Consider the following 24,895-nt stretch of genomic DNA (forward strand, 5'->3'; position numbering starts at 1 on the left):
TGTTGTCCCGTTGGTTCGCTGCGCCCGGAACCATGACGTACTGTCGCTTTAGCAGTACATGCAATATCGTGCATTAATTCGGAGGATCCCGGTCAATGCGTGAAAAACCCCAGGCTACGATGCCGCCTCCCGTTCGTTCGCTCCAGGAGGGACAGCTGCCCGAGGTAGGACTGACCGCCCGTGAGAGGGAGGTCCTGCGGCATCTCGCCGAGGGCTGCACCTACGCCTCCGCCGCCCGGCGCATGCAGATCAGCAGGCACACCGTCGACGCGCATGCCCGCCGCATCAAGCGCAAGTACGGCGTACGGAGCTGGATGGAGATCCTCAACACCCTGGTCGACTCCCCCACGGTCCAGAGACCGGCCCGGAGTCATTCGACAATCAATTAACAATCACGTTACCGAAAGCCGCGGCCCGCCGACACGATGCCGGCGGGCCCGACGATTCTCCGCAAACGTAGGACTTATTTCTGCCGCGGCGCGGTAATGGTGACGGGCGCGTTGAAGTCGTAGAACTCCACGCTGGTCAGCGGCCCCTGGTTCGCCACCGTGCCGGCGATGCGGCGCACCAGATCGCCCGCCACCCAGATGTCCAGCGTCACCGGGTCGCTGTAGGCGTCGATGCCCTCGAGGTCGAACCAGGCGAGCTCGTCCGGCGGCAGCTTCGTCACCGCCGAGGCGGGATCGGCGGCGCTGGTCCGCGCCGGGAGGGTGAGCCGGTAGTGGGTGGTCCGGGTGCCGCGGACGTCCTCGGTGCCGACCTCCACGACGTTGCGGTCCTGCGACACCGCACGGGTCAGGTCGCCGGCCGCCCGGGCGAACGGGGCGAGCCTCTCCCCCTGCGGGATCTTCTCCTTCGTGGTGGAGCCGCCCGTGGTGACGTAGCGGACGTCGCCGATGACCGTGGTCGTCGTGCCGCCGGGGGTCTCGCCCTTGCTCACCACCCGCCAGTCGGCGCCGCTGACCTCGCCCTCGGCGCTGAAGCCGGCCGCGCCGGACGGGGGCTGGCTGAAGCGCAGCGTCGTCACCTTCCCGGTCTGTTCGGCGGCGGCCAGCAGGACAGCTCCGGCATCGGCCCGCTTCGTGCCGTCCGACGGCGACGGCCCGCCCTGGCCGAGCGCCAGGACGACCGCCGCGACGGCCGCTGCCGCGACCCCCGTGGTCAGCAGCGCCCATCGGCGCCGCGGGGCCGGGACGGCCGTACGGATCGGCATGCTCGTCTGCGTCATGGATCTCTCCAGAATGGCGTTGAATCGGGACGATCCCGGCGCCGGCGGCGCGCTACGGGCAACGGGATTCAGTCGACGCAGGCGCTCGATCTCTTCTTCGCCGTTCATCGGTGAACGTTCCCCTTTCCGTGGGATCTGCCCTGTACATCTCCGCCGCCGGGCCGATCTCGCCGGGCGATCTCCCGGTGCAGCCGCTCGCGGGCCTTGTACAGCCGGGACGACACGGTCGCGGCGCTCACCCCCAGGACGGCGGCGATGCCGGCCACCTCCAGCCCGTCCCAGGCCCGCATCAGCAGCAGGTCGCGGTCCTTGCGCGGCAGCGCCGCCAGGGCGGCCCACAGCACCCCGTCCACCTCGGCGACGGACTCGTACGCCACCTCCGGCGGGTCGACCGCCGCGATCCTGAGGTGCAGCCGGCGCTCCCGCAGGCTGCTGCGGCGCAGGTTGGTGAGGACGTTGTGCGCCGTACGGAACAGCCACGGGCGCTCGAAGTCCTCGGGCACCTGCTCCCGGCGGCGCCACGCGATGGAGAACGTGTCGGCGGTGACGTCGTCCGCGTCGGCATCGGTGCCGACCCTGCGACGCACGAAACTCCACACGTCCTCGAAGTTCGCGGCGAACAACGCACGGAACTGCTCCTCGGTCATGCCACCTCCGGACCACGACAACCCTGCCCTGAGGACATGTCCGGGTCCAGAACGATCTCGCCGGATGACTCCGCCACCGCCTCACCGCCCGGCCACCGCCTCACCGCCCGGCCACCGCCTCCGAGCGGAAGAAGGCGGTCAGGTCGCCGGCCAGCAGGGCCGGCTCCTCGTGCGGGGCGAAGTGGCCGCCGCGCGGCATGACCGTGTATCGGGTGAGGTGGTAGGCCCGCTCGACCCAGCTGCGGGGCGGCTGCGCCCCGATGTCCGCGGGGAACAGCGCCAGCGCGGTCGGCACCTCGACGGGCCCGCCGTCCGGCAGCAGGCCCCGGTCGCCGTCGTAGTACGGGCGGAACGAGGTGGAGATCGAGTTGGTGAACCAGTACAGCGAGGCCTGGGTGAGCAGGAAGTCGTCGCTGAACCGGGTGGACACGTCGCCGCCGCAGTCACTCCAGGCACGGTACTTCTCCAGGATCCAGGCGAGCAGCCCGGACGGCGAGTCGGACAGGCCCTGGGCGAGGGTCATCGGGCGGGTGCGCTGCTCGTGCGAGTATCCACCCTCGGTGGCGTGCCACTGCGCCTTCGCCCTCAGGTACGCCTCCTCCTCGGCGGTCAGCCCGGCCGGGTCGTAGGCGGGCGGGTCGGCGATGGTCAGGACGTGGATGCCGGCCACCGCCTCGGGGTGCGTCTGCCCCAGCCGGGCGGTGATCGCCGCGCCGAGGTCCTCGCCGTGCGCGCCGTACCGGTCGAAGCCCAGCTCGTCGTGCATGAGCCGGTGCCAGATCTCGTGCGTGGGCGCGACGTCGTCGGGGAAGGTGGGGCGCTGCGGTGACAGGCCGAAGCCGGGCAGCGACGGGACGATGACGGTGAAGGCATCGGCGGGGTCGCCGCCGTGCCGCGACGGCGTGGACAGCCGCTCGGCGAGCGCGGTCATCTCCAGGAACGAGCTGGGCCAGCCGTTGGTCAGGATCAGCGGCAGGGCACCCTCGCGTTCGGCGTCGTAGCGCAGGTAGTGCACCGGGGTCCCGTCGATGTCGGCGAAGCGGGACGGCAGCGCGTCAACACCATTCAAAGCTATTTCCGGTGTTGCTCGGAAGTCAAACACCAGTTATGAGCTAAGGTGGTGTTGTGTTCACGCTGCAGCTGATCGAGGAGTTCCTCAACACGGTCGACGAGAGGACGTTCACCCGGCACGGGGAGAGCCACGTCGCCGGCGAGCACCTGACCTCCCCGCAGGCTCTCTCGGACTGGCTGGCCGCCCACGACCTGCCGGTGACGGGCAAGCCGCAGCCGCCCGACCTCGCCGCCGCGGTCGCCCTGCGTACGGCACTGCGGCAGATCCTCCTCGCCGAGCGCGACGCGACCGCGGCCCTGAGCGGCTATCCGCTGCGGCTCGCCGCGGAGCCGTCCGGTGACCTGCGGATCGCCGCCCGCACCGGACGACCGTGGCTGGACGTCATCGTCGAGACGGTGGCCCGGAGCGCCGCCCGGGGCGAGTGGCACCGGATCAAACTCTGCGCGGCGCCGGACTGCCGCTGGGCGTTCCACGACACCTCCCGCAGCGGCCGGGGACGCTGGTGCTCCATGGAGGTCTGCGGCAACCGCCACAAGACCCGCACCTACCGCGAGCGCCACCGCCCGGCCGGATGACCACGCGCCCGCGAGCAGGAGGGGCCCGTCAGATCACCGGGCCGCCGCGGAGGCTCGACACCTCCCTTTCCAGCTCGGGGGTGAACGGGTGCAGCGCGACCGCCGCGCGTACGTCCTCGTGGACGAGGTCGATGTTGATCATCGCGCCGGTCTGCCCGCCCTGCGCGGCGGCGTCGATCGCCTGCGCCCGGTGGCCCCGGACGTTGCCCGCCACCCAGACGCCCGGCACGCCGGTGGCGCCCATCGCGTCCGCGGCGAGGGTGGCGCCGACGACCTGGTCGTCCATCAGCGTCTCCCCGGGAAGCAGGCCCAGGTGCGCGAGCAGGCCGGACCTCGCCGTGGAGACCGGGAACACGACCGCCGCGTCGGTGGCGACCACGGTGTCGCCGACCCGGACACCGCTCAGCGCGTCGCCGGTGACCTCGATCCCCGTGACCCGGCCGGTCACCACGGCGATCCCCCGGGCGGCGAGCTCCGCGCGGGCCGTACCGGTCAGCTCGAGGGCATCGTTGGCCAGGAACGTCACCCGGTCGGTCCACTGCCGCCACAGCTGCGCCTGCTGCAGCGACGCGGCCCCGGCGCCGATCACCGCGACGGCCCGGTCCCGCATCTCCCACGCGTGGCAGTACGCGCAGTGCAGCACGTCCCGCCCCCAGCGCTCGGCCAGGCCGGGGATCGGGGGCAGCTCGTCGACGACCCCCGTGGCGAGGAGCACCCTCCGGGCGTCCACCACGGAGCCGTCGGCGAGCACGACACGCAACGTCGCCCCGTCCACCCGATCGACCGAGACGACGGTGCCGCGGTGGACGCTTCCGCCGTACTGTTCGACCTCGGCCCGGCCGATCCGCAGCAGCTCCTCCGGCGCGACGCCCTCCCGGCCCAGGTAGCTGTTCACCCGGGAGGCTGTCGCATTGCGCGGTGCTCCCGCATCGATCACCAGCACCTCGCGCCGGGAACGACCCAGCGTCACCGCCGCGCCGAGCCCGGCCGGTCCCCCACCAACGATCACCACGTCATACCTGTGCATGCGGCGATGCTTCCGCGAGCCCGGCGAAACACCACACAAAGATGCCGAAACAGCAAAATTCCACGGTACGGCCGCAGCAACGCCGGAGCCGCCACGCCTCCGTCGCCCCCGCGGCACGACCGGCATGGCCGAGTGGCCGGCCGTCGCACCCGGGCAAGCCGGCGGAAGCGCCCGGGCCGGCGGTCGGCCGTCACGCCGAGGTGAGCCGTCAGGCGCGGCCCGGGTGAGCCGACGGGCGCGGCCCGAGTGAGCCGGGCGGCGCGGCCCGAGTGAGTCAGGGGGCGCGGCTACGAGGTGCCCGACAGGTATGCGGTCCAGATGTGGGCGGCCCGGAGCAGCGATTCGTGGGGGACGTCGTCGAAGGCGCGGAGTTTCAGGAAGTGCTGGGTGAGGGTCAGGCCGAGGATGCCGCTCACCGTGAGCAGGGCGCGCAGGCGTGCGTCGTCGCCGTCCAGGGAGCGGGCCAGGTTGTCGACGCGTTCGTCGAGGTGGGTGCGCACCGCGGCGGCGGCTTCGGGGACCGTGAGCATGGACCGCAGCAGGGCGCTCGTCTCGGGGGGCAGGTCGCCGAGCCGGACGGTGAGGACGTCGAGGAGATGCTCGGCGGCGCCTTCGCGGTCGGTGCCGGGTAGTTGGGCGGCGGCGGTGAACAGGGCCGCCTTCGAGCCGTAGTGCTGCATCACCAGCGAGGCGTCCACGCCCGCCGCACCGGCGATGCCGCGGATCGTGGCGGCGTCGAAGCCGTGGGCGGCGAATTCCTGGCGGGCCGCCTCGAGGATCCGCTGGGCGGTACGGGCCCGCTTGGCGTCGCGCGATGTCGGGGTCACGACGCTCACTCTACGACCGTTGAGCGAGGGGGGTACGGTTCGCTCAACACGAGTTGAGTGAATGGGGTACCACGATGACGTCACGTACGGTCGTGCTCGGAGGCGGCGGCACCGTCGGTGTCGCGTGGCAGGCGGGGCTGATCGCCGGGCTCCGGGAGGCGGGGGCCGACCTGACGCGGGCCTCGGCGATCGTGGGAACCTCCGCGGGCTCCCTGGTCGGAGCCCTGCTGGCGGGCGACCGCGACGTCACCGCGGCGCTCCCGGTCCTGGCGGCGGTCCGGGACAGGATCGACGCCGGCACGCTGGCCGCGGGTTCGGCGAGCTTCGTGGCCGCTTCCCGCCGGGCCGGTCTCGCCGCCGACCCGCGGCAGGCCCTCCGGACGATCGGCGCCGCGGCCCGGGAGGCGACGGCCGCCCTCACCGAGGACGACTACCTGGGCCTGTTCGAGCCCTTCGACGGCGCCGCCTGGCCGGCCGGCTTCCGATGCACCGCGACCGACACCGGCACCGGCGAACTCGTCGTGTGGGACGAGGCATCCGGGGTGCCACTGCTGCGGGCGGTCGCGGCCAGTTGCGTCGTACCGATGCTGTTCCCGGCCGTCACCATCGACGGAGGCCACTATATGGACGGCGGTCTCCTCAACCATCTGAATGCCGCCGCGGCGCCGGCGGCGGACGTCCTGCTGGTCCTGTCCTGCCTGCCCCTCGAGGCGCCGGCCGGCGGCAACCGGCCGGCGTCGAGCATCCGGGCGGACGCCGAGCTGGCCGCGCTGCGCCGGACCACCCGGCTGCTCGCCGTGGAGCCCGACCTGGGCGGCGGCGGGGCGCCGGTGTCGATGATGGACCCGGAGCTCACCGGCCGGGCCCTGCACCTCGGCCGCCGGCAGGCAGCACGGGAAGCGGCAGCGATCCGCGCCGCCTGGCGGTCCTGAGCCCCGCCCGATCCGCCCACCGTGCGCGAACGCCGCCGCGGCCTGCCCCCGCGTCCCTTGCTCCGGCTCCCGGCCGCGCAGAATGATCATCACGTGACCGGTTCGGGGGGACGACGGTGGCGGGTGGCCGGGCGGGTCGCCGTGGGCGTGGCCGGCGTCGCCGTCGCGGCCGCGGCGGGGACCGCGGCGATGCTCGCCGCGCAGATCGTGTTCACGCCGCGGACCATCCCGGTGCCGCACGACCCGCCGCCGCGAGGGGATGTGGCCTACGGCCGCCGGAGCTCCCGCAGGCCGCTGACCATGGTGGTGCTCGGTGACTCGTTCGCGGCCGGGTACGGCGCCGAGCGTTCGCGGGAGACTCCGGCAGCGCTGCTGGCGGCCGGCGTGGCGCGGCGGCTGCGGCGCCGGGTGTCGGCGTACACGCTGGCCGTTCTGGGTGCGGAGACGCCCGAGCTGCGCCACCAGGTGGACCGGGCGCTGCACCTCCGGCCCGACATCGCGATCATCTACATCGGCGGGAACGACGTCACGCAGCTCGCGGCGCAGAGCGCCCGGGTCCGCCAGCTCGGCGCGGACGTGCGCCGGCTGCGGGCCGCCGGCGCGGAGGTGGTGGTCGGCACCTGCCCGGACCTGAGCGCGCTGCCGCCGTTCCGGCCGCCGCTGCGCCAGCTGGCGGGCTTCCTGAGCCGGCGGCTGGCCGCCGCGCAGACCGTGCACGTGGTACGGGCCGGCGGGTCGACGGTCTCCCTCGCCGACCACCTCAACCCCGTCTTCGCCGCCCAGCCGGACCGGATGTTCGGCCGCGACCGCTTCCACCCCTCGGCCGACGGGTACGCCCGCACGGCCGCCGCCACCCTCCCCGCCGTGCTCGCGGTGCTGATGAGACGCCACGGCGTCCCCACCTCCGGGGAGCTGCGCGAGCTGGGCGAGGCAGCGCACGACGCGGCCACCCAGCCGGGCACGACGGTCCACCCGGCGCGCCCCGGCGCACAGAGCCGCACCCCGCCACGGGAGACGGCCCAACCTCGACGCGGGCGCCAAGAAATCTAGGTCCCGCTTACTAGACTTTCTCGGCGACGCGGGATACGGTTTCCCTCGTTGACAGCAGAGATCGTCGAAGACGCAGACGAGGATGCCGAGCGTCAAGCAGGGCCCGGAACGTTCGTGGCTCGCTCGGCACCGCGGTGGGATCAATGACCATCGCCCACAGCACGACGAAAGGCACCCCAAGACCTTGACGTAATTCCAGGTCAGGGCACTCAGGCGGGCCTGATGCTGGTTCAGGGTTCGCCTGGCACGAAAGACCGCCGCACGTGGATGGGGCCATGAAGTCGCGTGGGGCTCCGGCACCGGCGGAGAGCACGATCGCACCACGGAACGATCGCACCACGGAAAAGGAAGCAGAGGAAAGGGAGGGCCGAGCACCGTTGGATCGCCCATCTCCAGATCGAATTCCGATGTGGGGTGGACACCGCAGTTTCCATCGAACGAAAGGTGGTCTCCGGTCACGCTTATGCGATCCTCGCGCCTCAAGCCGCTGATGGCGGCAGGTGCGGATACGACAACCCGGCGAACCTGCCGGTAGATGGTGTTTCTGACCCGTAACCCCGGGCCCCGGCGCTTGCGCGCCGGGGCCCTCTTGGCCGCACGGGCCCGCGGATGGTGGACCCGCGCACCGCCCTGGATCTCGAGGACCGGCCCGCGCAGGCCCCCGCCCGCAACGGTGCCGCTCGGCAGACGGACCCGGCCCGATCAGATGGAGATTCCGCCGTCCACGGGCAGGACGACTCCGGTGATGTAGCCGGCCTCCTCGGACGCGAGGAACGCCGCGGCGGCGGCCATCTCCCGGGGCGCCGCGAACCGGCCGAGCGGGATGGCGGCCTCCAGTTCCTGACGCTTCTCCCCGGGGATCGCGTCGATCATGCGGGTCTCGGCGTTCGGCGAGATGGCGTTGACGGTGACGCCGAAGGACGCGAGCTCCTTCGCCGCGGTCTTGGTGAAGCCGATGATCCCGGCCTTGGCGGCGCCGTAGTTGGCCTGCCCGACGTTGCCGCGCAGGCCGGTGTACGACGTCACGTTGATGACCCGGCCGTACCGCTGCTCCCGGAACACCGGGACCGCGGCGCGGGTCAGCCGGAACGTGCCGCCCAGGTGGACGTCCAGCACCTCGGCCCACTCCTCGTCCGAGAGCTTCCAGAGGCGGCGGTCCCGGAGGATGCCGGCGTTGTTGACGATGATGTCGAGCCGGCCGGCCGCCGTGGTCACCCGGTCCACCAGGGCCTCGACGGCTTCGGTGCTGGTGACGTCGCAGGCGGCTCCGTCGGCGCCCAGTTCGTCCGCCGCCCTGGCCACCTCGTCGGCGTCGACGTCGACCAGGAACACCTTCGCCCCGGACCGGTGGAAGAGGCGGGCGAATTCCAGCCCGAGGCCGCGGGCCGCTCCCGTCACGATGGCCGTGCGTCCCGCGAAGTCGTACGTCAGGTTCGGCAATTCTGTTCCTCCTCGGCCGCCCCGTCGGTCAGGGCAGCTCCTGCGCCGCGTCCTTGAGCGAGGTCAGGACGCGGCGGGTCTGTGGGGTGTCCGGTAGCAGCGCGAGCAGCAGCGGGGCGGCCGAGAAGGTCGACTGGTGCACCATGAGGCGGCGGATCCAGTCCATGCCCGCCGCCAGCTCGGCGAGGGCATCGGTCGTGCCGCCGCCGCGTACCCAGTTGCCGAGCGCCGACCGGTGGATCGCGTCGATGATGGCCGCGAGGGCCATCGGCTGGAAGGGCGGGGTGTCGGGCGGCAGGTGGTCGCGCAGGTACGAACGGGTCAGCGCCACGTACCGCTCGTGCTCGATGACCTCCCGCTTGCGCAGCTCGGGAACGACGCGGGTGAGCTTGTAACGCCGCAGGACGAGCTCGGGCCGGCTGAGGAAGTCGCGCAGCGCCGCCTCCGTGGCGGCGATGACGGCGTCCACCGGGTCCGTGCCGGGGGCGGCCTCCAGCAGGCACCGTTCGACCAGCCCGATGCGTTCGGTGTGGTCCGGGAAGACCAGCTCGTCCTTGCTCTCGAAGTGCCGGAAGACGGAGCGGCGGGACAGGCTGGACGCCTCCGCGACGGCTTCGACGGTGACGTTCGCGTACCCCTCCTTCAGGAACAGCGCCATCGCCGTCTCCGAGATCCGGTACTTGGTCTCGAGTGTTCTGCGTGAAGTCACCGGCAGCTGCCCTCTCCTGACGTGAGGCCGGTCGCTCACCGCTCCGCCGGGCCGGCCGCTGCCGTCCGGCGCTGCTGCCGGACCAGCCACCGGTGACGGACGGTACCCCAGAGCCCCCGGCGGAACAGCAGCACCACCAGGATGAAGACCGTGCCGGTGACCAGGTCGATGCCGTGGAAGCCGGACGAGGCGAGATAGTCGGCGAGCATGACCGCGAGGAACGCGCCGAGCACGCCTCCCCACAGGGTGCCGATGCCGCCCAGCACCGCCATCAGCACGACCTCGCCCGAGGTGCTCCAGTGCAGCTCGGTCAGCGCGACGAAGCCGTGGTTGATGGCGAACACCCCGCCGGCCAGGCCGGTCAGCCCGGCGGAGAGCACGAACGCGATGAGCTTGTACTTCTCCACCTCGTAGCCGAGGGCGCGGGCCCGCGGGGTGTTGTCGCGGATGGACATCAGGACCCGCCCGAACGGCGAGTGCACGATCCGCCAGGCCGCCCACATGCCGAGCAGCAGGATCGGCAGGGCCGCGTAGTAGAAGTAGAAGGAATCCGTCTCCACCAGGTCGATGCCGAAGAACGACCGGGGTACGCCCTGCAGCCCGTTCTCGCCGCCGGTCAGGTCGCTCCACTGGTAGCCGATGAAGTAGACCATCTGCGCGAACGCCAGGGTCACCATCGCGAAGTAGATGCCCGACCGGCGCACCGACAGGTAGCCGAGGGGCACGGCGAGGATCATGGCGAAGACCGCGCCACCGATGACGGCCACCGGGAACGGCACGCCGTAGTGCGTGGCGATCAGGCCGGTGACGTACGCCGAACTGCCCCAGAACGCCGCGTGCCCGAAGGACAGCAGGCCCGTGTAACCGAGCAGGATGTCCAGGGCGATCGCGAACAGCGCCATGGCCACGATGTCCATCGCCACCGGCGGGTAGATGAACCAGGGCAGCACCAGCGCCGCCGTCAGGCCGACGGCCAGCAGGATCCAGCGCCGCCGCAGGTCCCTCCCCACGGCGGGCGGGTCCACCCCGGTGACCGGGGCCTCGGTAACCGCGGACTGAGTCATGCCGTCGCCTCCTTGCGCCCGAACAACCCGGCGGGCCGTACCAGAATGATCAGGGCCATCAGGACGAAGATGAGGATCTGCGCGAACGTCGGGGCGTACGCCTGCCCGAACGCCTCCACCAGGCCCACCAGGAAGCCGGCGATGACGGCGCCGACGATCGAGCCGAGCCCGCCGATGACGACGACCGCGAACAGGATGATCGCGAAGTTGTTGCCCATGTCGGCGGTGATGGCCCGGAACGGCGCCGCGAGCACGCCGGCCAGGCCGGCCAGCGCGACGCCGAAGCCGAAGACCGGCGTGACCCAGCGCCCCACGTTGATGCCGAGGGCGCGGGCGAGTTCGGGCTTCTCGGTCGCCGCCCGGACGATCATGCCGACCCGGGACCGGGTCATCACCAGCCAGACGAGCACGCAGATCGCCACGGAGGCGAGCAGGACGAACAGCTGGTAGCGAGGCAGCACGACGCCGCCGAGATCGACGCGCCCCTGCAGCGCGCCGGGCAGCCGGTAGGGCAGCCCGGACACGCCGTACTTCTGCTTGACCAGCTCGACGAGGACCAGGGTCAGGCCGAAGGTGAGCAGGAAGTTGTAGAGCGGGTCGAGCCGGAGCAGCCACTGCACGAGCAGCCGCTCCACCACGACGCCGAAGCCGAACATCAGCACCGGCACCGCCAGCAGCGCCCACCACAGCGACAGTCCGAGGGTGTCGAGCAGGACGGCGGCGCCGACCGCGCCGAGCATGTAGAAGGCGCCGTGGGCGAAGTTGACCACGCCCAGGACCCCGAAGATGATCGCCAGTCCCAGGGCTGCCAGCGCGTAGAAACTGCCGGCCGCCAGCCCCTGGACGGCGTACTGGAGCACCGCGCTCATGACAACGTGCAGCCCGACGCCTCGGCGGGCGCGAAGGCCTTCGCCGCCGGGATCGTGGCCACGATCTCCTCGTAGTCCCAGTCCTCCTTGACCTCCGACGGCTTCTTCACCCGGACGAGGTACGCGTCGTGCACGACGGAGTGGTCCTTGGCGCGGACCTCGCCGTTGCGCAGGAACACGTCGTTGATCTTCTTGCCCTCGAGCTTGGCGACGACCGCGTCGGCGTCGTCGGTGCCCGCCTCCTGCACCGCCTCCAGGTACTGCAACGCCGCGGAGTAGTTGCCGGCGTGCTCGAAGGTCGGCCGGGTGCCGGTCTCGGCGAGGAACCGGTCCGCCCACGCCCGCGCCTCGGGGTCCATGTTCCAGTACCAGGCGTCGGTGAACATCGTGTCCGCGAACTGGTCCACGCCCAGCGAGTGGATGTCGGTGATGAGCATGAGGCCGACGGCCAGTTCGATGCCCTTCTCCTTCAGGCCCGACTCGTTGAACTGCTTCACCAGGTTGATCAGGTCACCGCCGGCCTGCATCGTGCCGATCACGTCGGGGTCGGTGCTGCCGGCCTTGGTGAGGAAGGTCGCGAAGTTCTCGTTCGGGAACGGCGTCGGGATGGTGCCCTGCACCGTGCCGCCCGCCTTGGTGACCGCGTCGCTGAAGGACTTGCTCATGTTCTGGCCGAACTCGTAGTCGGGGTAGATGATGTTCCACTTCTTGCCGCCCTTCTCGGTGACCGTGGTGCCGGTCCCGTTGGCGAGCATGTACGTGTTGTACGCCCACTGGAACGTGTACTTGTTGCACTGGGCGCCGGTCAGCGCGGTCGTCGCCGCGCTCACGTCGAGGAACAGCTTCTTGTTCTTCTTCGCCTGGTTGGCCACGGCCAGGGCGGCGGACGAGGTCGGCACGTCGAGGATGACGTCCGCTCCCCTGCGCTCGTACAGCTCCGAGGCCTTGGTGTTGGCGATGTCCGGCTTGTTCTGGTGGTCGGTCGACGTCACCTCGATCTTGTCGACGACCGCCTTGTCGCCGTACTTCTTCTGGAAGTCGGCGACGGCCATCTTGACCGCCTTGACGGAGTTCGGCCCGGACGCGTCCTTGTAGACGCCGGACTGGTCGTTGAGCACCGCCAGCACCAGTTTGCCGCCGGAGAAGTCGCCTCCCGACCCGCCGGGTCCCCCGCCCCCGCAGGCCCCGAGGAGCAGGACGGCCGACATGGCCGAGGCGCCGGCCCACATTCGCTTGCTCGTCATGGTGATTCCCCTTCGAAGGTCAGATGCCGAGGTGCTTGAGGAGTTCGCCCTCGCGGCGCCGGAATTCGGAGTTGTCCAGGGTCTCGACGATCCGTCCCTGGCTGAGCAGGTAGTGCCGGTCGGCCACGGTGGCCGCGAACTTGACGTTCTGTTCGATGAGCAGCACGCCGGCGCCGGCGGCCTTGACCTCGCGGATGATCTCGCCGATCCGGGCCACGACCACCGGGGCCAGCCCTTCGGAGGGCTCGTCCATCAGCAGCAGCCGGGCGCCGGTCCGCAGCGCCCGGGCGATGGCGAGCATCTGCTGCTCGCCGCCGGACAGCGTGGTGCCCGGTGCCCGGCGGCGGATGGCGAGCACGGGGAACGCCTCGTAGACGCGCTCCATCGTCCAGGCCCGGTCGGAGACCCTGGGCGGCAGGAGCAGGTTCTCCTCGACCGTGAGGCTGGCGTAGATGCCGCGGTCGTCCTGGACCCAGCCCATGCCGGCCCGGGCCCGCTGGTGCGCCGGCGTGCGGGTGACGTCGCGGTCCAGGAACCGTACGGTGCCGCGCACCTGCCGGTGCAGGCCGATCAGGCACCGCACCAGGGTGGTCTTGCCGGCGCCGTTGCGCCCGGCGAGCGAGACGACCTCGCCCTCCCCCACGCGTACGGACACCCCGTGCAGCGCCTGCGCCTGGCCGTACCAGGCCTCGAGCCCGGTGACCTCAAGCATGGTCGGCCTCGCCCAGGTAGGCGGTGATCACGCGTTCGTCGTTGCGCACCTCGTCGTACGGTCCCTCCGCCAGGATCCTGCCCTGTTGCAGCACCGTCACCCGGTCCGCCAGGCTGCCGACGACGCGCATGTTGTGGTCGACCAGCACCACCGTGCGGCCGGCCGCGATGCGCCGGATCAGCTCGATGGTGCGGTCGACGTCCTCGATCCCCATCCCGGCCGTCGGCTCGTCGAGCAGCATCAGCCGGGGTTCCAGCGCCAGCACGAGGGAGAGTTCGAGCGCGCGCTTCTGCCCGTACGCGAGCAGCCCGACCGGTTTGTCGGCCAGCCGCAGCAGTCCCACCTGCTCGAGCAGGTCCTCGACCCGGGCCCGGTCGCGGCCGAGCAGCTTCTCCGACCGCCAGAACCGGAATCCCTGGCTGGTGAGCCCTTGCAGGGCCAGTTCGACGTGCTCGCGGCTCGTCAGGGTCTCGAAGAGGCTGGTGATCTGGAACGACCTGGCCACCCCGCGGCGCGCGACCCGTTCGGGCGGCTGCCCGGTGACGTCCTCGTCGAACACCAGGATCGTGCCGGACGTCGGGGTCAGAAATCCGGTCAGCAGGTTGAACAGGGTGGTCTTGCCCGCGCCGTTGGGTCCCACCAGGGCGTGCACGCTGCCCTCGCGCACCTCCAGGTCCACCGCGTCGACCGCGCGGAAACCCCGGAAAACCTTGGTCAGGGCACGCGTACGGACAGCCACCCGAGCGTCCGCCGTCACCGCGAGCACACGAAGCTCTGAGCACTGCCGGGATCGCCCGAGCGGTACTCCGGCCAGCGCGGGTACTCGCAGAGCGGGCGCGTACGGCCGTCCCTGCTGTCCATGACCACCTGCTTGACCGGCGGCCGTCCCTCGTCGACCCAGCGTTCGAGGGCGGTGAGCGAGTCCCAGCCGGCGGCGAAGGCCGGCGCGCCGAAGTTGGCGTGGTTCGCGCCCGGCACCAGGTAGTACCGCAGGAACTCGCGGGTCTGCTCGACGCCGACCTTTTCCCGCACCCGCTGGTAGTAGTCGTTGGTGGAGCGGTGCGAGACGAGCTCGTCCGCGGCGCCGTGGAGCAGGATCAGCCGTCCGCCGGAGCGCGCGAACGGGCGCAGGTCCACGTTGTTGCGGTCCTGAATGGTGGACAGGTAGCTGATCCGGGACTGCCACTTCCCCGGGTGCCGGGGGTCGACGGTGAGGGAGTTGTAGCCGGGGTCGCGGGTCAGGAAGTACTTCACCCACTGGTCCCAGTACTGGAACCCGTACGCGCTGGTCGCCGGCATGGGGCTGGCCGGTGCGGCGGTGCCGAATCCGAGGTAGGGCGTCCGCATGTCGGCGCCGGACAGGACGGGGAAGCCCGGGTAGTACCGCTCCCCGCTGGCGATCGGGTACGGCCACCTGAACGGCTTCGCCGCGGCGGTCACCGCCGCGATCTGCGCGTCCGACAGGCAGGTGGGACCGGTGTCAGCGCCGCCGGGGCAGCGCAGTGCCCGGGGATCGAAGTGGCAGCCGCGGACGTTCGAGATGATCCTGTCCTCGACCCCGTCGCGCCCGTCGCAGGCCGCCATGACGCTGGTGTAGAGCAGGCCCTGCTTGTCGGTGCCGGGGAACGCGCCGGGACGCGCCATCACCCGCGCGAGGTTCCCGAGGAACAGGATCTCGGCCAGGTTGTTCCACGCGGGGTAGGCGGAGATGACGCCGTCGAACGCGTCCGGCCAGCGCTGCGCGACGATGAGGGCCTCACGACCGCCGGTCGAGCCGCCGGCGAAGTACGCCCGGCCGGGCCCCGTGCCGTAGCCGCGCCGGATCAGGAACAGGGCGGCGTCGTGGGTCTTCCTGAGCGCGTCCCCGGCGGCGAAGTTCTTCAGCGCCTCGTCGTTGACGCCGAAGGACCCGTCCAGCGATCCGGTGGGGCCGGCCTGGTGGCCGGAGTCGCTGCCGTACGTCGCATAGCCACGGGCCAGCGGCGCCGGCTGGTCGGGGCGGCCGAAGGGCACGTTCTGGGCGACGGCGGGAATGGTCCCGTCGTATCCGCCGCCGCCGAACATCATCGTGGCGTGGTTCCAGCCGGCAGGCATGGCGACCTGCATCCTGATGTCCGGAGCGGACGGGTCGACCGGGGACAGCGCCGCGACGACGCTGCAGTACTCGACGGTTCTGCCGCTCACCACCTGGGTCACGAGCGACGCCGAGCCGACGCGGCCGCCGCGGGTCGGCAGGCTGATCGCCGACGCCGGGATCTCCGTCCCGGTCAGCTCCGCGCAGGTCAGGGCGGCGCCCACCGTCGCGGTGGCGGGCGCCGGCCCGAGGACCGCCGTCGCGCTCACCACGGTGGCGGTGAGCGTCAGCCCGGCGAACAGTCGTCTGGATCTTCCACGAACGCGCAGCACCCGAACTCCTCAAGTAAGCACGCTGTGCCGCCGTAAGGACGAATAGACGGCACTGAGTGCCACCCACTGTGGCATGGGTCACAGAGGACCGCAAGGCCTCATCGGGGGAATGTCGCATGTCGAACATTCATCGACCCGCGTCGTGGTCACAGGGGATCGTGGCTAGATGAAGAGCAGCTGGGCACCGGCGGTCTTCTCGATGAAGTCGGCCGCGTTGATGATGTCCTCGACGCCCTCGTAGAGGTCGTCCTGGGTCAGGTGCATCATGTCGGCGGACATCCGGCAGGCCCACAGGTGGCCGCCGGAGGCGACGATCTGTTCCAGGAACTCGGGGACCTCGGGGACGCCGACCTCGGCGATCTGCTTCTTCATCCGCTGGGTGGCCATCGCGGTCATCCCCGGCAGGCCGCCGATCCCCTGTGGCAGGTGGGTGGCGGTGTTTCCCAGCATGGTGAACTTCAGGTCGTTCATCCGCGACTTCGTGATCATGTCGAAGCCCCAGAAGGTGAAGAACAGGTGGGTCTCGACACCCTCGCCGAGAGCGGCGTTGGCGAGGATGAGGCCGGGGTAGGCCATGTCGAGGGTGCCCTTGGAACAGATGATGGCGAGCTTGCGGCCGGTGGTGGCGTCGTCGTCGAAGTTCGGCACGATCGCCGGTGCGGCTCGGGTGGTCATGGCAGTACTCCCGTTCAGACGCAGCCGTGTGGCTTGGGCAGGCCGGCGATGTAGGCCATCTTCTTGGCCGGCTTCTTGGGGAACAGCGTGAACAGTTCCTTGGTCGGGATCCCACCCAGCGTGGACACACGCCGCAGCGTGGCGGTCTCGCCCTGAGTGGCGTAGTCGGCGCGCAGGAAATCAATGGCCTTGAAGTGCGCGTCGGTCAGCTCGATGCCGATCTGGGCGGCTAATTGCTTGGCCAGGTCGGGGTCCCATTCGTTGTAGGCGGCCAGGAAGCCCTCGTCGTCGACGTGGATGTCGCGGCCGGCGATGGTGGTCACGGGCATGGCTGTCTCACTCCTCGGGTTTCGGGATGTGCTTGCCGGCCATCGACATGTGCGCCGGCAACGGGATCGGCCGCCCGGGCAGCAAGACGTTCCAGTACATCCAGCGGAACGCGAGCTTTCCCCAGTGGTTGACGGCCGCGTCCTCGAGCAGCCGGAACGGGCCGAGCGCCGGCACCGGGTAGCTGCCCGGCAGCGGTTCGGTGTCGTAGTTGAAGTCGACGAGCAGGGCCCTGCCGTCGCCCGACTCGACGAAGCAGTTGGCGTGCCCGTCGAACGATCCGGTCATCGGCCGGCCGGCGACGTGCGCGAGGAAGTTGCCGGTGAACACCTCGACGGAGAAGTGGGCGACCGAGCCGGCCTTGGAGGTCGGGATGTCGTTGGCGTCGCCGAGGGCGAAGATGGTGTCGTGCCCCTTGGCGAGCAGCGTGTGCCGGTCGACCGGCACCAGGTTCAGCTCGTTGCCCAGCCCGGAGCGGGCCACGTAGTCCGCGCCCATGTTCAGCGGCACGGTGACCAGCAGGTCGAACGGGATCTCGCGCTCGTCGTACGAGACGAGGGTGGTGCCGTCGATCCGTTCGACCAGGAAGTCCGGTTCGACGGTGATCTTCCGGTCGTCGAGCATCGAGCCGAGCCGGGCCGACGCGATCGGCTTGGTGAAGGCCCCGGGCAGCGGGGTGGCGTAGACCAGCTCGACCCGGTCGCGCATGCCGCGCCGCCGGAAGTAGGCGTCGGCCAGGAAGGCGAACTCCAGGGGCGCGACCGGGCACTTGATCGGCAGGTCGGTGATGTGCACGACCAGCCGGCCGCCGTCGAACCGGTCCAGGGCGTCACGCAGGGCGAGGGCGCCGTCGTAGGTGTAGAAGTCGAAGATGCTCCGGCGCCACCGGCCGCCGTCGAGCATCCCCGGCGTCTGATCCGGCCGCGGCGTCACGCCGGTCGCGATCACCAGGTAGTCGTAGGGCAGCGACCGGCCGTCGGACAACAGCACCCGGTTCTCGGCCGTGGCCACCCGGTCGACCTCGCCGCGGACCAGTTCCACGCCGTCGGCGATCAACGGCGCGGTCGGCTTGACCACCTGCCGCGGGCCGTACGCGCCGAACGGCAGGAACAGGTAGCCCGGCTGGTAATAGTGCGTGTCGCTGGGCTCCACCACGGTGATCCGCCAGTCCGGCCGGTCCAGCCGGCGGCGCAGCTTGTTGACCACCATCGTGCCCGCCGTGCCGGCACCCAGCACGAGCAGCCGTCGCATCGCACCCACCCCCAGACCGCGTCCTGATACCCCCCACGGTATGTGCGGGGATCGGCGGCGGTAAGGGCCGAGGTCCCGCCCCGGGCGGGACCAACGGTCACGCGAGCGACAGGAACAGCTTCTCCATGCGCTCCAGGTTGGCGGCCTGGTCCTCGCCGTCCTCGGCGGTCATGCACTGCTGCAGGCCGCTGGCGATGACCTTGAAGCCGGCCCGGTCCAGCGCCCGGGAGACGGCGGCCAGCTGCGTGACCACGTCGGCGCAGTCCCGGCCGTCCTCCAGCATGCCGATCACGCCGCGGATCTGACCCTCGGCACGGCGCAGCCGCTTGATCACATCGCCGGTGGCGTTCTCGTCGACCTGCATCACGCACTCCCTCGTTCGGGTTCCGACCTCCGATGGTACCCCGGGGGGTATGAGACGGGGATCACCCGGCGGGCGGCGCGCGGGGGGTTATGGTGGATTCAGATACCCCCGGGGGTATGCAATCGTCAGTCGTGAAGGAGAATCCGCCTTGCCGCACATCCTGCCGATCGAGACCGCCACCCTCGGCGACCGCAGCTACCTGGTGCACGACGGCCGGGTCGCGTTCGTCGTCGACCCGCAGCGCGACATCGACCGGGTCCTCGACCTCGCCGCCGGGGCGGGAGTCCGGATCACCCACGTCTTCGAGACCCACCTGCACAACGACTACGTCACCGGCGGGTACGCCCTCGCCGCGGCGACCGGCGCCGCGTACCACGTCAACGCCGACGACCCGGTCACCTTCGACCGCGCCGCGGTCCGCGACGGCGACGTCATCGCGGTCGGCGACACCATGCGGGTCCGGGTCCTGGCCACCCCCGGGCACACCTTCACCCACCTGTCGTACGCCCTCGACGACGACGGACGCCAGGTCGCGGTGTTCTCCGGCGGATCGCTGCTGTACGGCTCCGTCGGCCGGCCCGACCTGCTCGGCCCCGATCACACCCACGCCCTCGTCCGGCACCAGTACGCCTCCGCCCACCGCCTGGCGGCCGAGCTGCCCGACAGCGCCGCGGTGTATCCGACGCACGGGTTCGGCAGCTTCTGCTCGGCGACGCAGAGCACGGCCGACGCCGCGACCATCGGCTCGGAGAAGCTGCACAACCCCGCCCTCACCCGCGACGAGCAGGCCTTCGTCGACGAGCTGCTGGCGGGCCTCGACGCCTGGCCCGCGTACTACGCCCACATGGCCGCGGCCAACGCCGCCGGCCCGGCCGCCCCCGACCTGTCCCCGCCGGACCGGGCCGACGCCGAGCAGCTGCGCAAACGCATCGCGGCCGGGGAGTGGGTGGTCGACCTGCGCAACCGGGTGGCGTTCAGCGCCGGGCACCTCGCCGGCACCCTGAACTTCGGCCTCGACGGCAGCTTCGCCACCTACCTCGGCTGGCTCATCCCCTGGGGCACCCCGCTCACCCTGCTCGCCGAGAATCCGGGCCAGATCGCCGAGGCCCAGCGCGAACTGGTCCGCATCGGCATCGACCGGCCCGCCGCCTACGCCACCGGCACCCCGCGGCAGTGGGCCGGCGGCGAGGAACCGGCCACGATCCCGCGGGCCGCCTTCGGCGACCTCGCCCTCGTCCGCCACCACCGGCACGTCACCGTCCTCGACGTGCGCCGCGACCTCGAACGGGCCGGCGCGCACATCGAGGGGTCCCTGCACATCCCGCTGCAGGAGCTGCGGCACCGCCTCGACGACGTACCCGGCGACGAGATCTGGGTGCACTGCGCCGGTGGCTACCGCGCCGGCATCGCCGCGTCGCTGCTCGCCGCGCACGGCCACCGGGTGGTCGCCGTCGACGACGACTTCGGCCGGGCCGGCGCCCACGGCCTGCTCGCCCCGAAGGAGGCGGCGTGAACACCCCCGGCGTCACCGGCGTGGACGCCGCGACCCTGCGCGACCTGATCGGCACCGCCGGCGGGCCCCGCATCCTGGACGTCCGCACCCCCGGCGAATTCGCCACGGTGCACATCCCCGGCGCCTACAACGTGCCGCTCGACCTGCTCAAGGAGCACCGCGCCGAGCTGCGCGCCCACCTCGGCGACCAGGTCGTCCTCGTCTGCCGCTCCGGTGCCCGGGCCACCCAGGCCGGGCAGACCCTCGCCGCGGCGGGACTGCCCCAGCTCAGGATCCTCGACGGCGGCATGCTCGCCTGGGAGCGCGCCGGCGCCCCGGTCAACCGCGGCCGGGCCCGCTGGGACCTCGAACGCCAGGTCCGCCTCGTCGCCGGCGTCATCGTCCTGGCCGGCGTCCTCGGTTCCGTGCTGGTGCCCGGCCTGCAGTGGGTCGCGGCGCTGCTGGGCGCCGGCCTGACCGTCTCCGCGCTCACCAACACCTGTGCGATGGGCATGCTGCTGGCGAAGCTCCCGTACAACCGGGGCACCGACAGCTGCGACCTCGGCAGCATCGTCGGGCAACTGCGCGGCGCGGCGGACCGCCCATGAGCGCCACGCTCGTGCTCACGATCGTGTTGGCGGTGGGCATCGGGGTCAGCCTCGGCCTGCTCGGCGGCGGTGGCTCGATCCTCGCCGTGCCGCTGCTGGTCTACGTCGCCGGCCTGCCCGCCAAGGAGGCCATCGCCACCTCGCTGCTCGTCGTCGGCGCCACCAGCCTGGTCGGCGTCCTCCCGCACGCCCGGGCCCACCGGGTCCGCCGGCGCACCGGCCTGATCTTCGGCCTCGCGGGGATGACCGGCGCGTACGCCGGTGGCCGGCTGGCCGCCCACATCCCCGGCACGGTCCTGCTGGCCGGCTTCGCGCTGATGATGCTGGCCACCTCGATCGCGATGATCCGGGGCCGCCGGCCGAAGCCCGGCCGCACCGTCCCGCACGAGCTCCCGATCGTGCACGTCATCGCGGACGGCGTCGTCGTCGGCCTGGTCACCGGCCTGGTCGGCGCCGGCGGCGGCTTCCTCGTCGTACCCGCCCTGGCCCTGCTCGGCGGCCTGCCCATGCCGGTCGCGGTCGGCACCTCCCTGCTGGTCATCGCCATGAAGTCCTTCGCCGGCCTCGCCGGATACCTCTCCACCGTGCACATCAACTGGCCGCTCGCCGCCGCCGTCACCGCCGCCGCGATCCTCGGCAGCCTCGCCGGCGGAAGGCTGGCCGGGCGGATCCCCGAGCAGCTCCTGCGCAAGTCCTTCGGCTGGTTCGTGGCCGCGATGGGCGTCTTCGTCCTGGCCCAGCAGCTCCCCGCGGGGCCGGCCCTGTGGGCAGGCGCCGCCGCCCTCGCGACCGCCGGCACCGCCTGGGCCGTCACCCACCGGCACCGGCCCTCCCCGGCGCCGCTACGGCCCGCCCGGGAAGGTCCCGCACCTGGCCGGTGACCTGCGACGGGACCTTCGCCCCTGACCCGGGCGACGAGCGAGCGGCACGGTGGGAGGAGGACCGGCCGTACGGAGGTCTCCATGACATCGCTCGAGCGGGCCGCGACCGTCGCCGTGGGCGTCGGGGGTGCGGGTGGGCAGGCGGCGCTGGCCTGGGCCGTCGAGGAGGCGGAGCGGGCGGGTGCCCGGCTCCTGCTGGTGCGGGTCTGCCCGCCGGGCTCGCCGCTGGACCGGCTCGCGGGGGGACCGCACGGCGCCGGGGTGGAGCTGATCGACCCGGTGCTGGCTCGCGCGTACGCCGGCGCGCAGACCCGTCTCGGCGGTCATCGGGTGGCGCTGCGGGTGTGCGGCGGGGATCCGGCGGAGGTTCTCGTGGACGCGTCGGCCGGGGCCGGGCTGCTCGTGATCGGCGCCGGCGGCACCGGGCGTACGGTGCGGCGGGTGGTGCGGCATGCGTCCTGCCCCGTCGTGGTGGTGCGGGCGCAGCTGCCGCCGGACGGCGGGGCGCCGCTCGCCGGTCATCTCGTCGTCGGTGTGGACGGTTCGCCCGCGAGCCGGGCGGCGCTGGAGTTCGGGTTCGCGCAGGCCGACGAGCACCGGTTCCCGCTGGCCGCCGTCCACGTGTCCGAGGCGAGCCGGGACGACTACTTCTACGACGACGTGACGCTGTCGACCCACTTCGCGGTCGAGCCGGCCGCGCTGGAGCTGCTCGCCGCGGAGACGGAAGCGCCGGCCCTCGAGCATCCCGCCGTGCCGGTCCGGCGGGCGGTGCTGCACGGCACCGTGGCCGAGGCCCTGATCCGGGCCGGGGCCGGCGCGCGGCTGCTGGTCGTCGGCGACAAGCGCCGCGGGATCGTCGGGCGGGTGCGCACCGGGGACGTCCCGGCGGCGGTCGCGGCCGGGGCGCACTGCACGGTCGCGCTCGTTCCCGAGGTGCCGCGGTGAGCACGCCGGCGATCGTCGTCCGCGACCTGGTTCGCGCGTACGGCAGCGTGCGTGCCGTCGACGGCCTGAGCTTCACCGTCGACGAGGGGGAGATCTTCGCGCTGCTCGGTCCGAACGGGGCGGGCAAGACCACGACCGTGGAGATCCTCGAGGGGTACCGCGACCGGGACGGCGGGGAGGTGTCCGTGCTCGGCTTCGACCCGGCCACCGGCGGCACGGCGTACCGGGAACGGATCGGCATCGTGTTGCAGAGCGCCGGTTTCGAGGAGGAGTTCACCGTCCGCGAGCTGGTCCGCCTCCAGGTGTCGCTGTACCCGCGCCGGCACGACCCCGACGAGCTGATCGACCTGGTCGAGCTCGGCGACAAGCGCAACGTACGCGTCAAGGCCCTGTCCGGCGGTCAGCGCCGCCGTCTCGACCTCGCCCTGGGCCTGGCCGGCGCCCCCGGCCTGCTCTTCCTGGACGAGCCGACCACCGGGTTCGATCCCGCCGCGCGGCGCCGCGCCTGGGTGCTGATCGAGCGGCTGCGCGGGCTCGGCACGACGATCCTGCTCACCACCCACTACCTGGAGGAGGCGCAGCGGCTCGCCGACCGGGTGGCCGTGCTGGTCGCCGGCCGGCTGGTGGCGCTGAGCTCCCCGGAGGGGCTGCGGGCCGAGGGCCGGCTGCCCACCGTCATCTCGTTCGAGCTGCCGGCGGGGGCCACGCTCGGCGGGCTGCCGGCCCTGACCGGCCCGCCCGAGGCGGAGGCCGGCGGCCGGACCGTCCGGGTACGCACCCACTCGCCGCTGGCGGACACGGGGCGGCTGACCGCCTGGGCCCTGGACGCCGGCCTCGACCTGCCGGACCTCGCGGTGGAGCCGCCGACGCTGGAGGACGCGTACCTGGCGCTGACCGGCGAGGCGGACGATGGAGGTTGAGCGGGCCGGGCGCCCGCATCCCGCGCTGACGCTGTCCCGGCACGCCGTCCGGGCGTTCTTCCGCAACCCCATGGCGGCGTTCTTCACGCTGATCTTCCCGCTGGTGTTCCTGGTCATCGTGGGCGCCGTGGTGGGCGACGGGCGCACCGCCGAGGGCGTACGCGTGGTGCAGTTCCTGGTCGCGCCGTTCGCCGTCTTCGGGGTCGCCCAGGCGTCCTTCAGCGTGCTCGCCATCGACACCGCGATCCTGCGCGAGAGCGGGGTGCTGCTGCGCCTGCGGGCCGCGCCGGTGCCGCGGCGGGCGGTGCTGGTCTCGCGGGTGGTCGCCTCGCTGGTCGCGTCCTTCGTTTCCGTGCTGCTGGTCGCCGCCGTCGGCGTCCTCGGCTACGGCGTGGAGCCGCAGTGGCGCAAGCTGCCGGCGCTGGTGCTGACCCTGCTGGCCGGGATCGCGTGCCTGGCCGCGCTCGGGGTGGCGCTGACGTCGGTGACCCGCACCGTCCTCGCCGCCCAGACGGCCGCGCAGGGCGTGCTCATCCCGCTGGCCTTCATCTCGGACGTGTTCATCGTCGGTGCCGACCTGCCGCGGTGGCTGTCCGCCATCGGCTCGGCCCTGCCGCTCAAGCACTTCGCGGACGCCGCCGCCGAGACGTTCGATCCGACCCCCGGGTACGGGTTCTCCCCCGGCCATCTCGCCGTGCTCGTCCTGTGGGGGGCGGCGGGTGCGGCCGTGGCGGTGTGGCGGTTCGGCTGGACTCCCCGCGGCTCGTCCGGCGGGGGCGCCGGTCACCCCCCGGCCGTGGCGGACGCCGGGCCGCGGACCGCCCGGCGGCTGTCCCCGCCGGTCGCTCCCGGCCGCCCGGCGGCGCTGACGCTGCTGGCCGGGCAGGCCCGCTTCGCCCTGCTGGGCCTGCGCCGGGACGCGCTGGCGACGTTCTTCACCGTGGTCTTCCCGGCGATGATCCTCGTGCTCTTCCCGCTCGTGTTCGGCGGCACCCGGGTCCGCGGGCTGACCATGGCGCAGTACCTGCTGCCGGCGATGGTGGCGTACGCGGCGGCCGTCGCGGGTTACGTGAACCTGCCCGAGTCCGTGGCCGCGGCGCGGGCGGACGGCGTCCTCAAGCGGCTCGGCGGCACCCCGCTGCCGCTCCGCTGGTACCTCGGCGGCCGGGTGCTCTCCGCCCTGGCCATCGGGCTGGCCGGCGCGGTCGTGCTGGGGGTGGTGGCGGTCGTGGGGCAGGGGGCGCGGCCGGCTCCCGTACGCCTGCCCGCCGCCCTGCTCGCGGTGATCCTCGGCGTGGCCTGCTTCGGTGCGCTCGGGCTGGCCCTCGTGGCGGTGCTGCCCCGGCTGCGTTCCCTCACCGCGATCACGCTGGGCACCCTGCTCCCGCTCTGCTTCGTCTCCGAGATCTTCGTCGTCGGCGAGGCGCCCCTGCCCGGCTGGCTGCAGGGCATCGGCGAGGTGTTCCCGCTGCGGCATGTCCTGGAGTCGCTGCTGGCCGCGACCCGGCCGGACGTCGCCGGCGCGGGCTTCGCGTGGTCCCATCTGGCCGTGGTGGCCGCGTGGACCGTGGTGGCGGGTGCCGTGGCGGCGGCCCGGCGCGGCGCGTTCGCGGGCTCCTGACACCGCCAC

Annotated in this window: 27 protein-coding genes; 10 read left to right on the top strand and 17 right to left on the bottom strand. The window is 72.3% G+C overall.

The window, feature by feature from the left end:
- The first annotated feature begins 95 nt into the window (after nt 1-95).
- A complete protein-coding gene (locus CLV70_RS10880; protein ID WP_211303723.1) occupies nt 96-389 on the top strand; it encodes a response regulator transcription factor in 294 nt (97 codons plus the stop codon).
- A 74-nt stretch (nt 390-463) separates the two neighbouring features.
- On the opposite strand, the gene CLV70_RS10885 is transcribed toward CLV70_RS10880, so the two are convergent.
- From CLV70_RS10885 to CLV70_RS10895, 3 genes are all read right to left on the bottom strand, one after another.
- A complete protein-coding gene (locus CLV70_RS10885) occupies nt 464-1,228 on the bottom strand; it encodes a hypothetical protein (protein ID WP_106126297.1) in 765 nt (254 codons plus the stop codon).
- Nucleotides 1,229-1,332: 104 nt separating this feature from the next.
- Entirely contained in the window at nt 1,333-1,875 is a 543-nt protein-coding gene (locus CLV70_RS10890) for an RNA polymerase sigma factor (RefSeq protein ID WP_106126298.1), read from the bottom strand.
- A gap of 100 nt (nt 1,876-1,975) precedes the next feature.
- Nucleotides 1,976-2,944 carry an alpha/beta fold hydrolase gene (locus CLV70_RS10895; protein ID WP_245908159.1) on the bottom strand — a complete coding sequence of 323 codons (969 nt, stop codon included), beginning with the start codon at nt 2,942-2,944 and terminating at the stop codon, nt 1,976-1,978.
- A 56-nt stretch (nt 2,945-3,000) separates the two neighbouring features.
- On the opposite strand from CLV70_RS10895, the gene CLV70_RS10900 reads away from it, so the two are divergent.
- On the top strand, nt 3,001-3,522 hold the full coding sequence (locus CLV70_RS10900) for a CGNR zinc finger domain-containing protein (RefSeq protein ID WP_106126300.1): 522 nt from the start codon (nt 3,001-3,003) through the stop codon (nt 3,520-3,522).
- A 28-nt stretch (nt 3,523-3,550) separates the two neighbouring features.
- Here the strand turns inward: CLV70_RS10900 and CLV70_RS10905 are convergent, their stop codons facing one another.
- Together CLV70_RS10905 and CLV70_RS10910 are read right to left on the bottom strand one after the other, a co-directional pair.
- Nucleotides 3,551-4,549 carry an NAD(P)/FAD-dependent oxidoreductase gene (locus tag CLV70_RS10905; RefSeq protein ID WP_106126301.1) on the bottom strand — a complete coding sequence of 333 codons (999 nt, stop codon included), beginning with the start codon at nt 4,547-4,549 and terminating at the stop codon, nt 3,551-3,553.
- 287 nt (nt 4,550-4,836) lie between these two features.
- The gene (locus tag CLV70_RS10910) at nt 4,837-5,376 is read right to left on the bottom strand and encodes a TetR/AcrR family transcriptional regulator (protein WP_106126518.1); all 540 of its coding nucleotides are present in this window, start codon (nt 5,374-5,376) and stop codon (nt 4,837-4,839) included.
- Nucleotides 5,377-5,450: 74 nt separating this feature from the next.
- Here CLV70_RS10910 and CLV70_RS10915 point away from each other — a divergent pair, with 74 nt between their 5' ends.
- Complete coding sequence (locus CLV70_RS10915; protein ID WP_106126302.1) at nt 5,451-6,308, top strand: patatin-like phospholipase family protein; 858 nt, start codon at nt 5,451-5,453, stop codon at nt 6,306-6,308.
- Between the two features lie 93 nt (nt 6,309-6,401).
- Entirely contained in the window at nt 6,402-7,358 is a 957-nt protein-coding gene (locus CLV70_RS10920; protein WP_245908160.1) for an SGNH/GDSL hydrolase family protein, read from the top strand.
- A gap of 702 nt (nt 7,359-8,060) precedes the next feature.
- On the opposite strand, the gene CLV70_RS10925 is transcribed toward CLV70_RS10920, so the two are convergent.
- The 12 genes from CLV70_RS10925 to CLV70_RS10980 all read right to left on the bottom strand — a co-directional run bounded on the left by CLV70_RS10925 (nt 8,061) and on the right by CLV70_RS10980 (nt 18,419).
- Complete coding sequence (locus tag CLV70_RS10925; protein ID WP_106126303.1) at nt 8,061-8,798, bottom strand: SDR family oxidoreductase; 738 nt, start codon at nt 8,796-8,798, stop codon at nt 8,061-8,063.
- A gap of 28 nt (nt 8,799-8,826) precedes the next feature.
- On the bottom strand, nt 8,827-9,507 hold the full coding sequence (locus CLV70_RS10930) for a TetR/AcrR family transcriptional regulator (protein ID WP_146164025.1): 681 nt from the start codon (nt 9,505-9,507) through the stop codon (nt 8,827-8,829).
- 35 nt (nt 9,508-9,542) lie between these two features.
- A complete protein-coding gene (locus CLV70_RS10935; RefSeq protein ID WP_106126305.1) occupies nt 9,543-10,571 on the bottom strand; it encodes a branched-chain amino acid ABC transporter permease in 1,029 nt (342 codons plus the stop codon).
- Nucleotides 10,568-11,440 carry a branched-chain amino acid ABC transporter permease gene (locus tag CLV70_RS10940; RefSeq protein ID WP_106126306.1) on the bottom strand — a complete coding sequence of 291 codons (873 nt, stop codon included), beginning with the start codon at nt 11,438-11,440 and terminating at the stop codon, nt 10,568-10,570. Before CLV70_RS10940 ends, CLV70_RS10935 begins: the two co-directional genes overlap by 4 nt.
- Complete coding sequence (locus CLV70_RS10945; protein ID WP_211303724.1) at nt 11,437-12,684, bottom strand: ABC transporter substrate-binding protein; 1,248 nt, start codon at nt 12,682-12,684, stop codon at nt 11,437-11,439. Before CLV70_RS10945 ends, CLV70_RS10940 begins: the two co-directional genes overlap by 4 nt.
- A gap of 19 nt (nt 12,685-12,703) precedes the next feature.
- Nucleotides 12,704-13,396: an ABC transporter ATP-binding protein gene (locus tag CLV70_RS10950; RefSeq protein WP_106126308.1), complete on the bottom strand. Its 693-nt coding sequence runs from the start codon at nt 13,394-13,396 to the stop codon at nt 12,704-12,706.
- Nucleotides 13,389-14,135, bottom strand: coding sequence for an ABC transporter ATP-binding protein (locus tag CLV70_RS10955; protein WP_106126520.1), 747 nt, complete (start codon nt 14,133-14,135; stop codon nt 13,389-13,391). The genes CLV70_RS10950 and CLV70_RS10955 overlap by 8 nt, the downstream gene beginning before the upstream one ends.
- A 14-nt stretch (nt 14,136-14,149) precedes the next feature.
- On the bottom strand, nt 14,150-15,802 hold the full coding sequence (locus CLV70_RS10960; protein ID WP_211303725.1) for a tannase/feruloyl esterase family alpha/beta hydrolase: 1,653 nt from the start codon (nt 15,800-15,802) through the stop codon (nt 14,150-14,152).
- Between the two features lie 162 nt (nt 15,803-15,964).
- Entirely contained in the window at nt 15,965-16,477 is a 513-nt protein-coding gene (locus CLV70_RS10965; protein WP_106126309.1) for a DsrE/DsrF/DrsH-like family protein, read from the bottom strand.
- 14 nt (nt 16,478-16,491) lie between these two features.
- Nucleotides 16,492-16,806, bottom strand: a complete 315-nt coding sequence (locus CLV70_RS10970; protein ID WP_106126310.1) for a TusE/DsrC/DsvC family sulfur relay protein — start codon at nt 16,804-16,806, stop codon at nt 16,492-16,494.
- 7 nt (nt 16,807-16,813) lie between these two features.
- Complete coding sequence (gene sqr, locus CLV70_RS10975) at nt 16,814-18,055, bottom strand: type III sulfide quinone reductase, selenoprotein subtype (protein WP_106126311.1); 1,242 nt, start codon at nt 18,053-18,055, stop codon at nt 16,814-16,816.
- A 97-nt stretch (nt 18,056-18,152) separates the two neighbouring features.
- Nucleotides 18,153-18,419: a metal-sensitive transcriptional regulator gene (locus CLV70_RS10980; protein ID WP_106126312.1), complete on the bottom strand. Its 267-nt coding sequence runs from the start codon at nt 18,417-18,419 to the stop codon at nt 18,153-18,155.
- Nucleotides 18,420-18,567: 148 nt separating this feature from the next.
- Here CLV70_RS10980 and CLV70_RS10985 point away from each other — a divergent pair, with 148 nt between their 5' ends.
- From CLV70_RS10985 to CLV70_RS11010, 6 genes are all read left to right on the top strand, one after another.
- Nucleotides 18,568-19,932 (top strand): MBL fold metallo-hydrolase, encoded by a 1,365-nt coding sequence (locus CLV70_RS10985; protein WP_170148599.1) that lies wholly within the window; start codon nt 18,568-18,570, stop codon nt 19,930-19,932.
- Nucleotides 19,929-20,519 carry a rhodanese-like domain-containing protein gene (locus CLV70_RS10990; RefSeq protein WP_106126314.1) on the top strand — a complete coding sequence of 197 codons (591 nt, stop codon included), beginning with the start codon at nt 19,929-19,931 and terminating at the stop codon, nt 20,517-20,519. Before CLV70_RS10985 ends, CLV70_RS10990 begins: the two co-directional genes overlap by 4 nt.
- Nucleotides 20,516-21,400 carry a sulfite exporter TauE/SafE family protein gene (locus CLV70_RS10995; protein WP_106126315.1) on the top strand — a complete coding sequence of 295 codons (885 nt, stop codon included), beginning with the start codon at nt 20,516-20,518 and terminating at the stop codon, nt 21,398-21,400. Before CLV70_RS10990 ends, CLV70_RS10995 begins: the two co-directional genes overlap by 4 nt.
- A gap of 81 nt (nt 21,401-21,481) precedes the next feature.
- Nucleotides 21,482-22,345: a universal stress protein gene (locus CLV70_RS11000; protein ID WP_106126316.1), complete on the top strand. Its 864-nt coding sequence runs from the start codon at nt 21,482-21,484 to the stop codon at nt 22,343-22,345.
- Nucleotides 22,342-23,265, top strand: coding sequence for an ABC transporter ATP-binding protein (locus CLV70_RS11005; protein ID WP_211303726.1), 924 nt, complete (start codon nt 22,342-22,344; stop codon nt 23,263-23,265). Before CLV70_RS11000 ends, CLV70_RS11005 begins: the two co-directional genes overlap by 4 nt.
- Nucleotides 23,255-24,886 (top strand): ABC transporter permease, encoded by a 1,632-nt coding sequence (locus CLV70_RS11010; RefSeq protein WP_106126317.1) that lies wholly within the window; start codon nt 23,255-23,257, stop codon nt 24,884-24,886. Before CLV70_RS11005 ends, CLV70_RS11010 begins: the two co-directional genes overlap by 11 nt.
- Nucleotides 24,887-24,895: the final 9 nt, after the last annotated feature.

The organism is Pseudosporangium ferrugineum, assembly GCF_003002065.1.
GTDB lineage: Bacteria > Actinomycetota > Actinomycetes > Mycobacteriales > Micromonosporaceae > Actinoplanes > Actinoplanes ferrugineus_A.

Excerpts from the sequence above, each read along its gene's own strand:
- CLV70_RS10980 (WP_106126312.1), bottom strand. The coding sequence starts at position 18,419 with ATGCAGGTCGACGAGAACGCCACCGGCGATGTGATCAAGCGGCTGCGC.
- CLV70_RS11010 (WP_106126317.1), top strand. The coding sequence starts at position 23,255 with ATGGAGGTTGAGCGGGCCGGGCGCCCGCATCCCGCGCTGACGCTGTCC.
- CLV70_RS10995 (WP_106126315.1), top strand. The coding sequence starts at position 20,516 with ATGAGCGCCACGCTCGTGCTCACGATCGTGTTGGCGGTGGGCATCGGG.
- CLV70_RS11000 (WP_106126316.1), top strand. The coding sequence starts at position 21,482 with ATGACATCGCTCGAGCGGGCCGCGACCGTCGCCGTGGGCGTCGGGGGT.
- CLV70_RS10945 (WP_211303724.1), bottom strand. The coding sequence starts at position 12,684 with ATGACGAGCAAGCGAATGTGGGCCGGCGCCTCGGCCATGTCGGCCGTC.
- CLV70_RS10965 (WP_106126309.1), bottom strand. The coding sequence starts at position 16,477 with ATGACCACCCGAGCCGCACCGGCGATCGTGCCGAACTTCGACGACGAC.
- CLV70_RS10905 (WP_106126301.1), bottom strand. The coding sequence starts at position 4,549 with ATGCACAGGTATGACGTGGTGATCGTTGGTGGGGGACCGGCCGGGCTC.
- CLV70_RS10935 (WP_106126305.1), bottom strand. The coding sequence starts at position 10,571 with ATGACTCAGTCCGCGGTTACCGAGGCCCCGGTCACCGGGGTGGACCCG.
- CLV70_RS10885 (WP_106126297.1), bottom strand. The coding sequence starts at position 1,228 with ATGACGCAGACGAGCATGCCGATCCGTACGGCCGTCCCGGCCCCGCGG.
- CLV70_RS10950 (WP_106126308.1), bottom strand. The coding sequence starts at position 13,396 with ATGCTTGAGGTCACCGGGCTCGAGGCCTGGTACGGCCAGGCGCAGGCG.
- CLV70_RS10940 (WP_106126306.1), bottom strand. The coding sequence starts at position 11,440 with ATGAGCGCGGTGCTCCAGTACGCCGTCCAGGGGCTGGCGGCCGGCAGT.
- CLV70_RS10915 (WP_106126302.1), top strand. The coding sequence starts at position 5,451 with ATGACGTCACGTACGGTCGTGCTCGGAGGCGGCGGCACCGTCGGTGTC.
- CLV70_RS10890 (WP_106126298.1), bottom strand. The coding sequence starts at position 1,875 with ATGACCGAGGAGCAGTTCCGTGCGTTGTTCGCCGCGAACTTCGAGGAC.
- CLV70_RS10880 (WP_211303723.1), top strand. The coding sequence starts at position 96 with ATGCGTGAAAAACCCCAGGCTACGATGCCGCCTCCCGTTCGTTCGCTC.
- CLV70_RS10970 (WP_106126310.1), bottom strand. The coding sequence starts at position 16,806 with ATGCCCGTGACCACCATCGCCGGCCGCGACATCCACGTCGACGACGAG.
- sqr (WP_106126311.1), bottom strand. The coding sequence starts at position 18,055 with ATGCGACGGCTGCTCGTGCTGGGTGCCGGCACGGCGGGCACGATGGTG.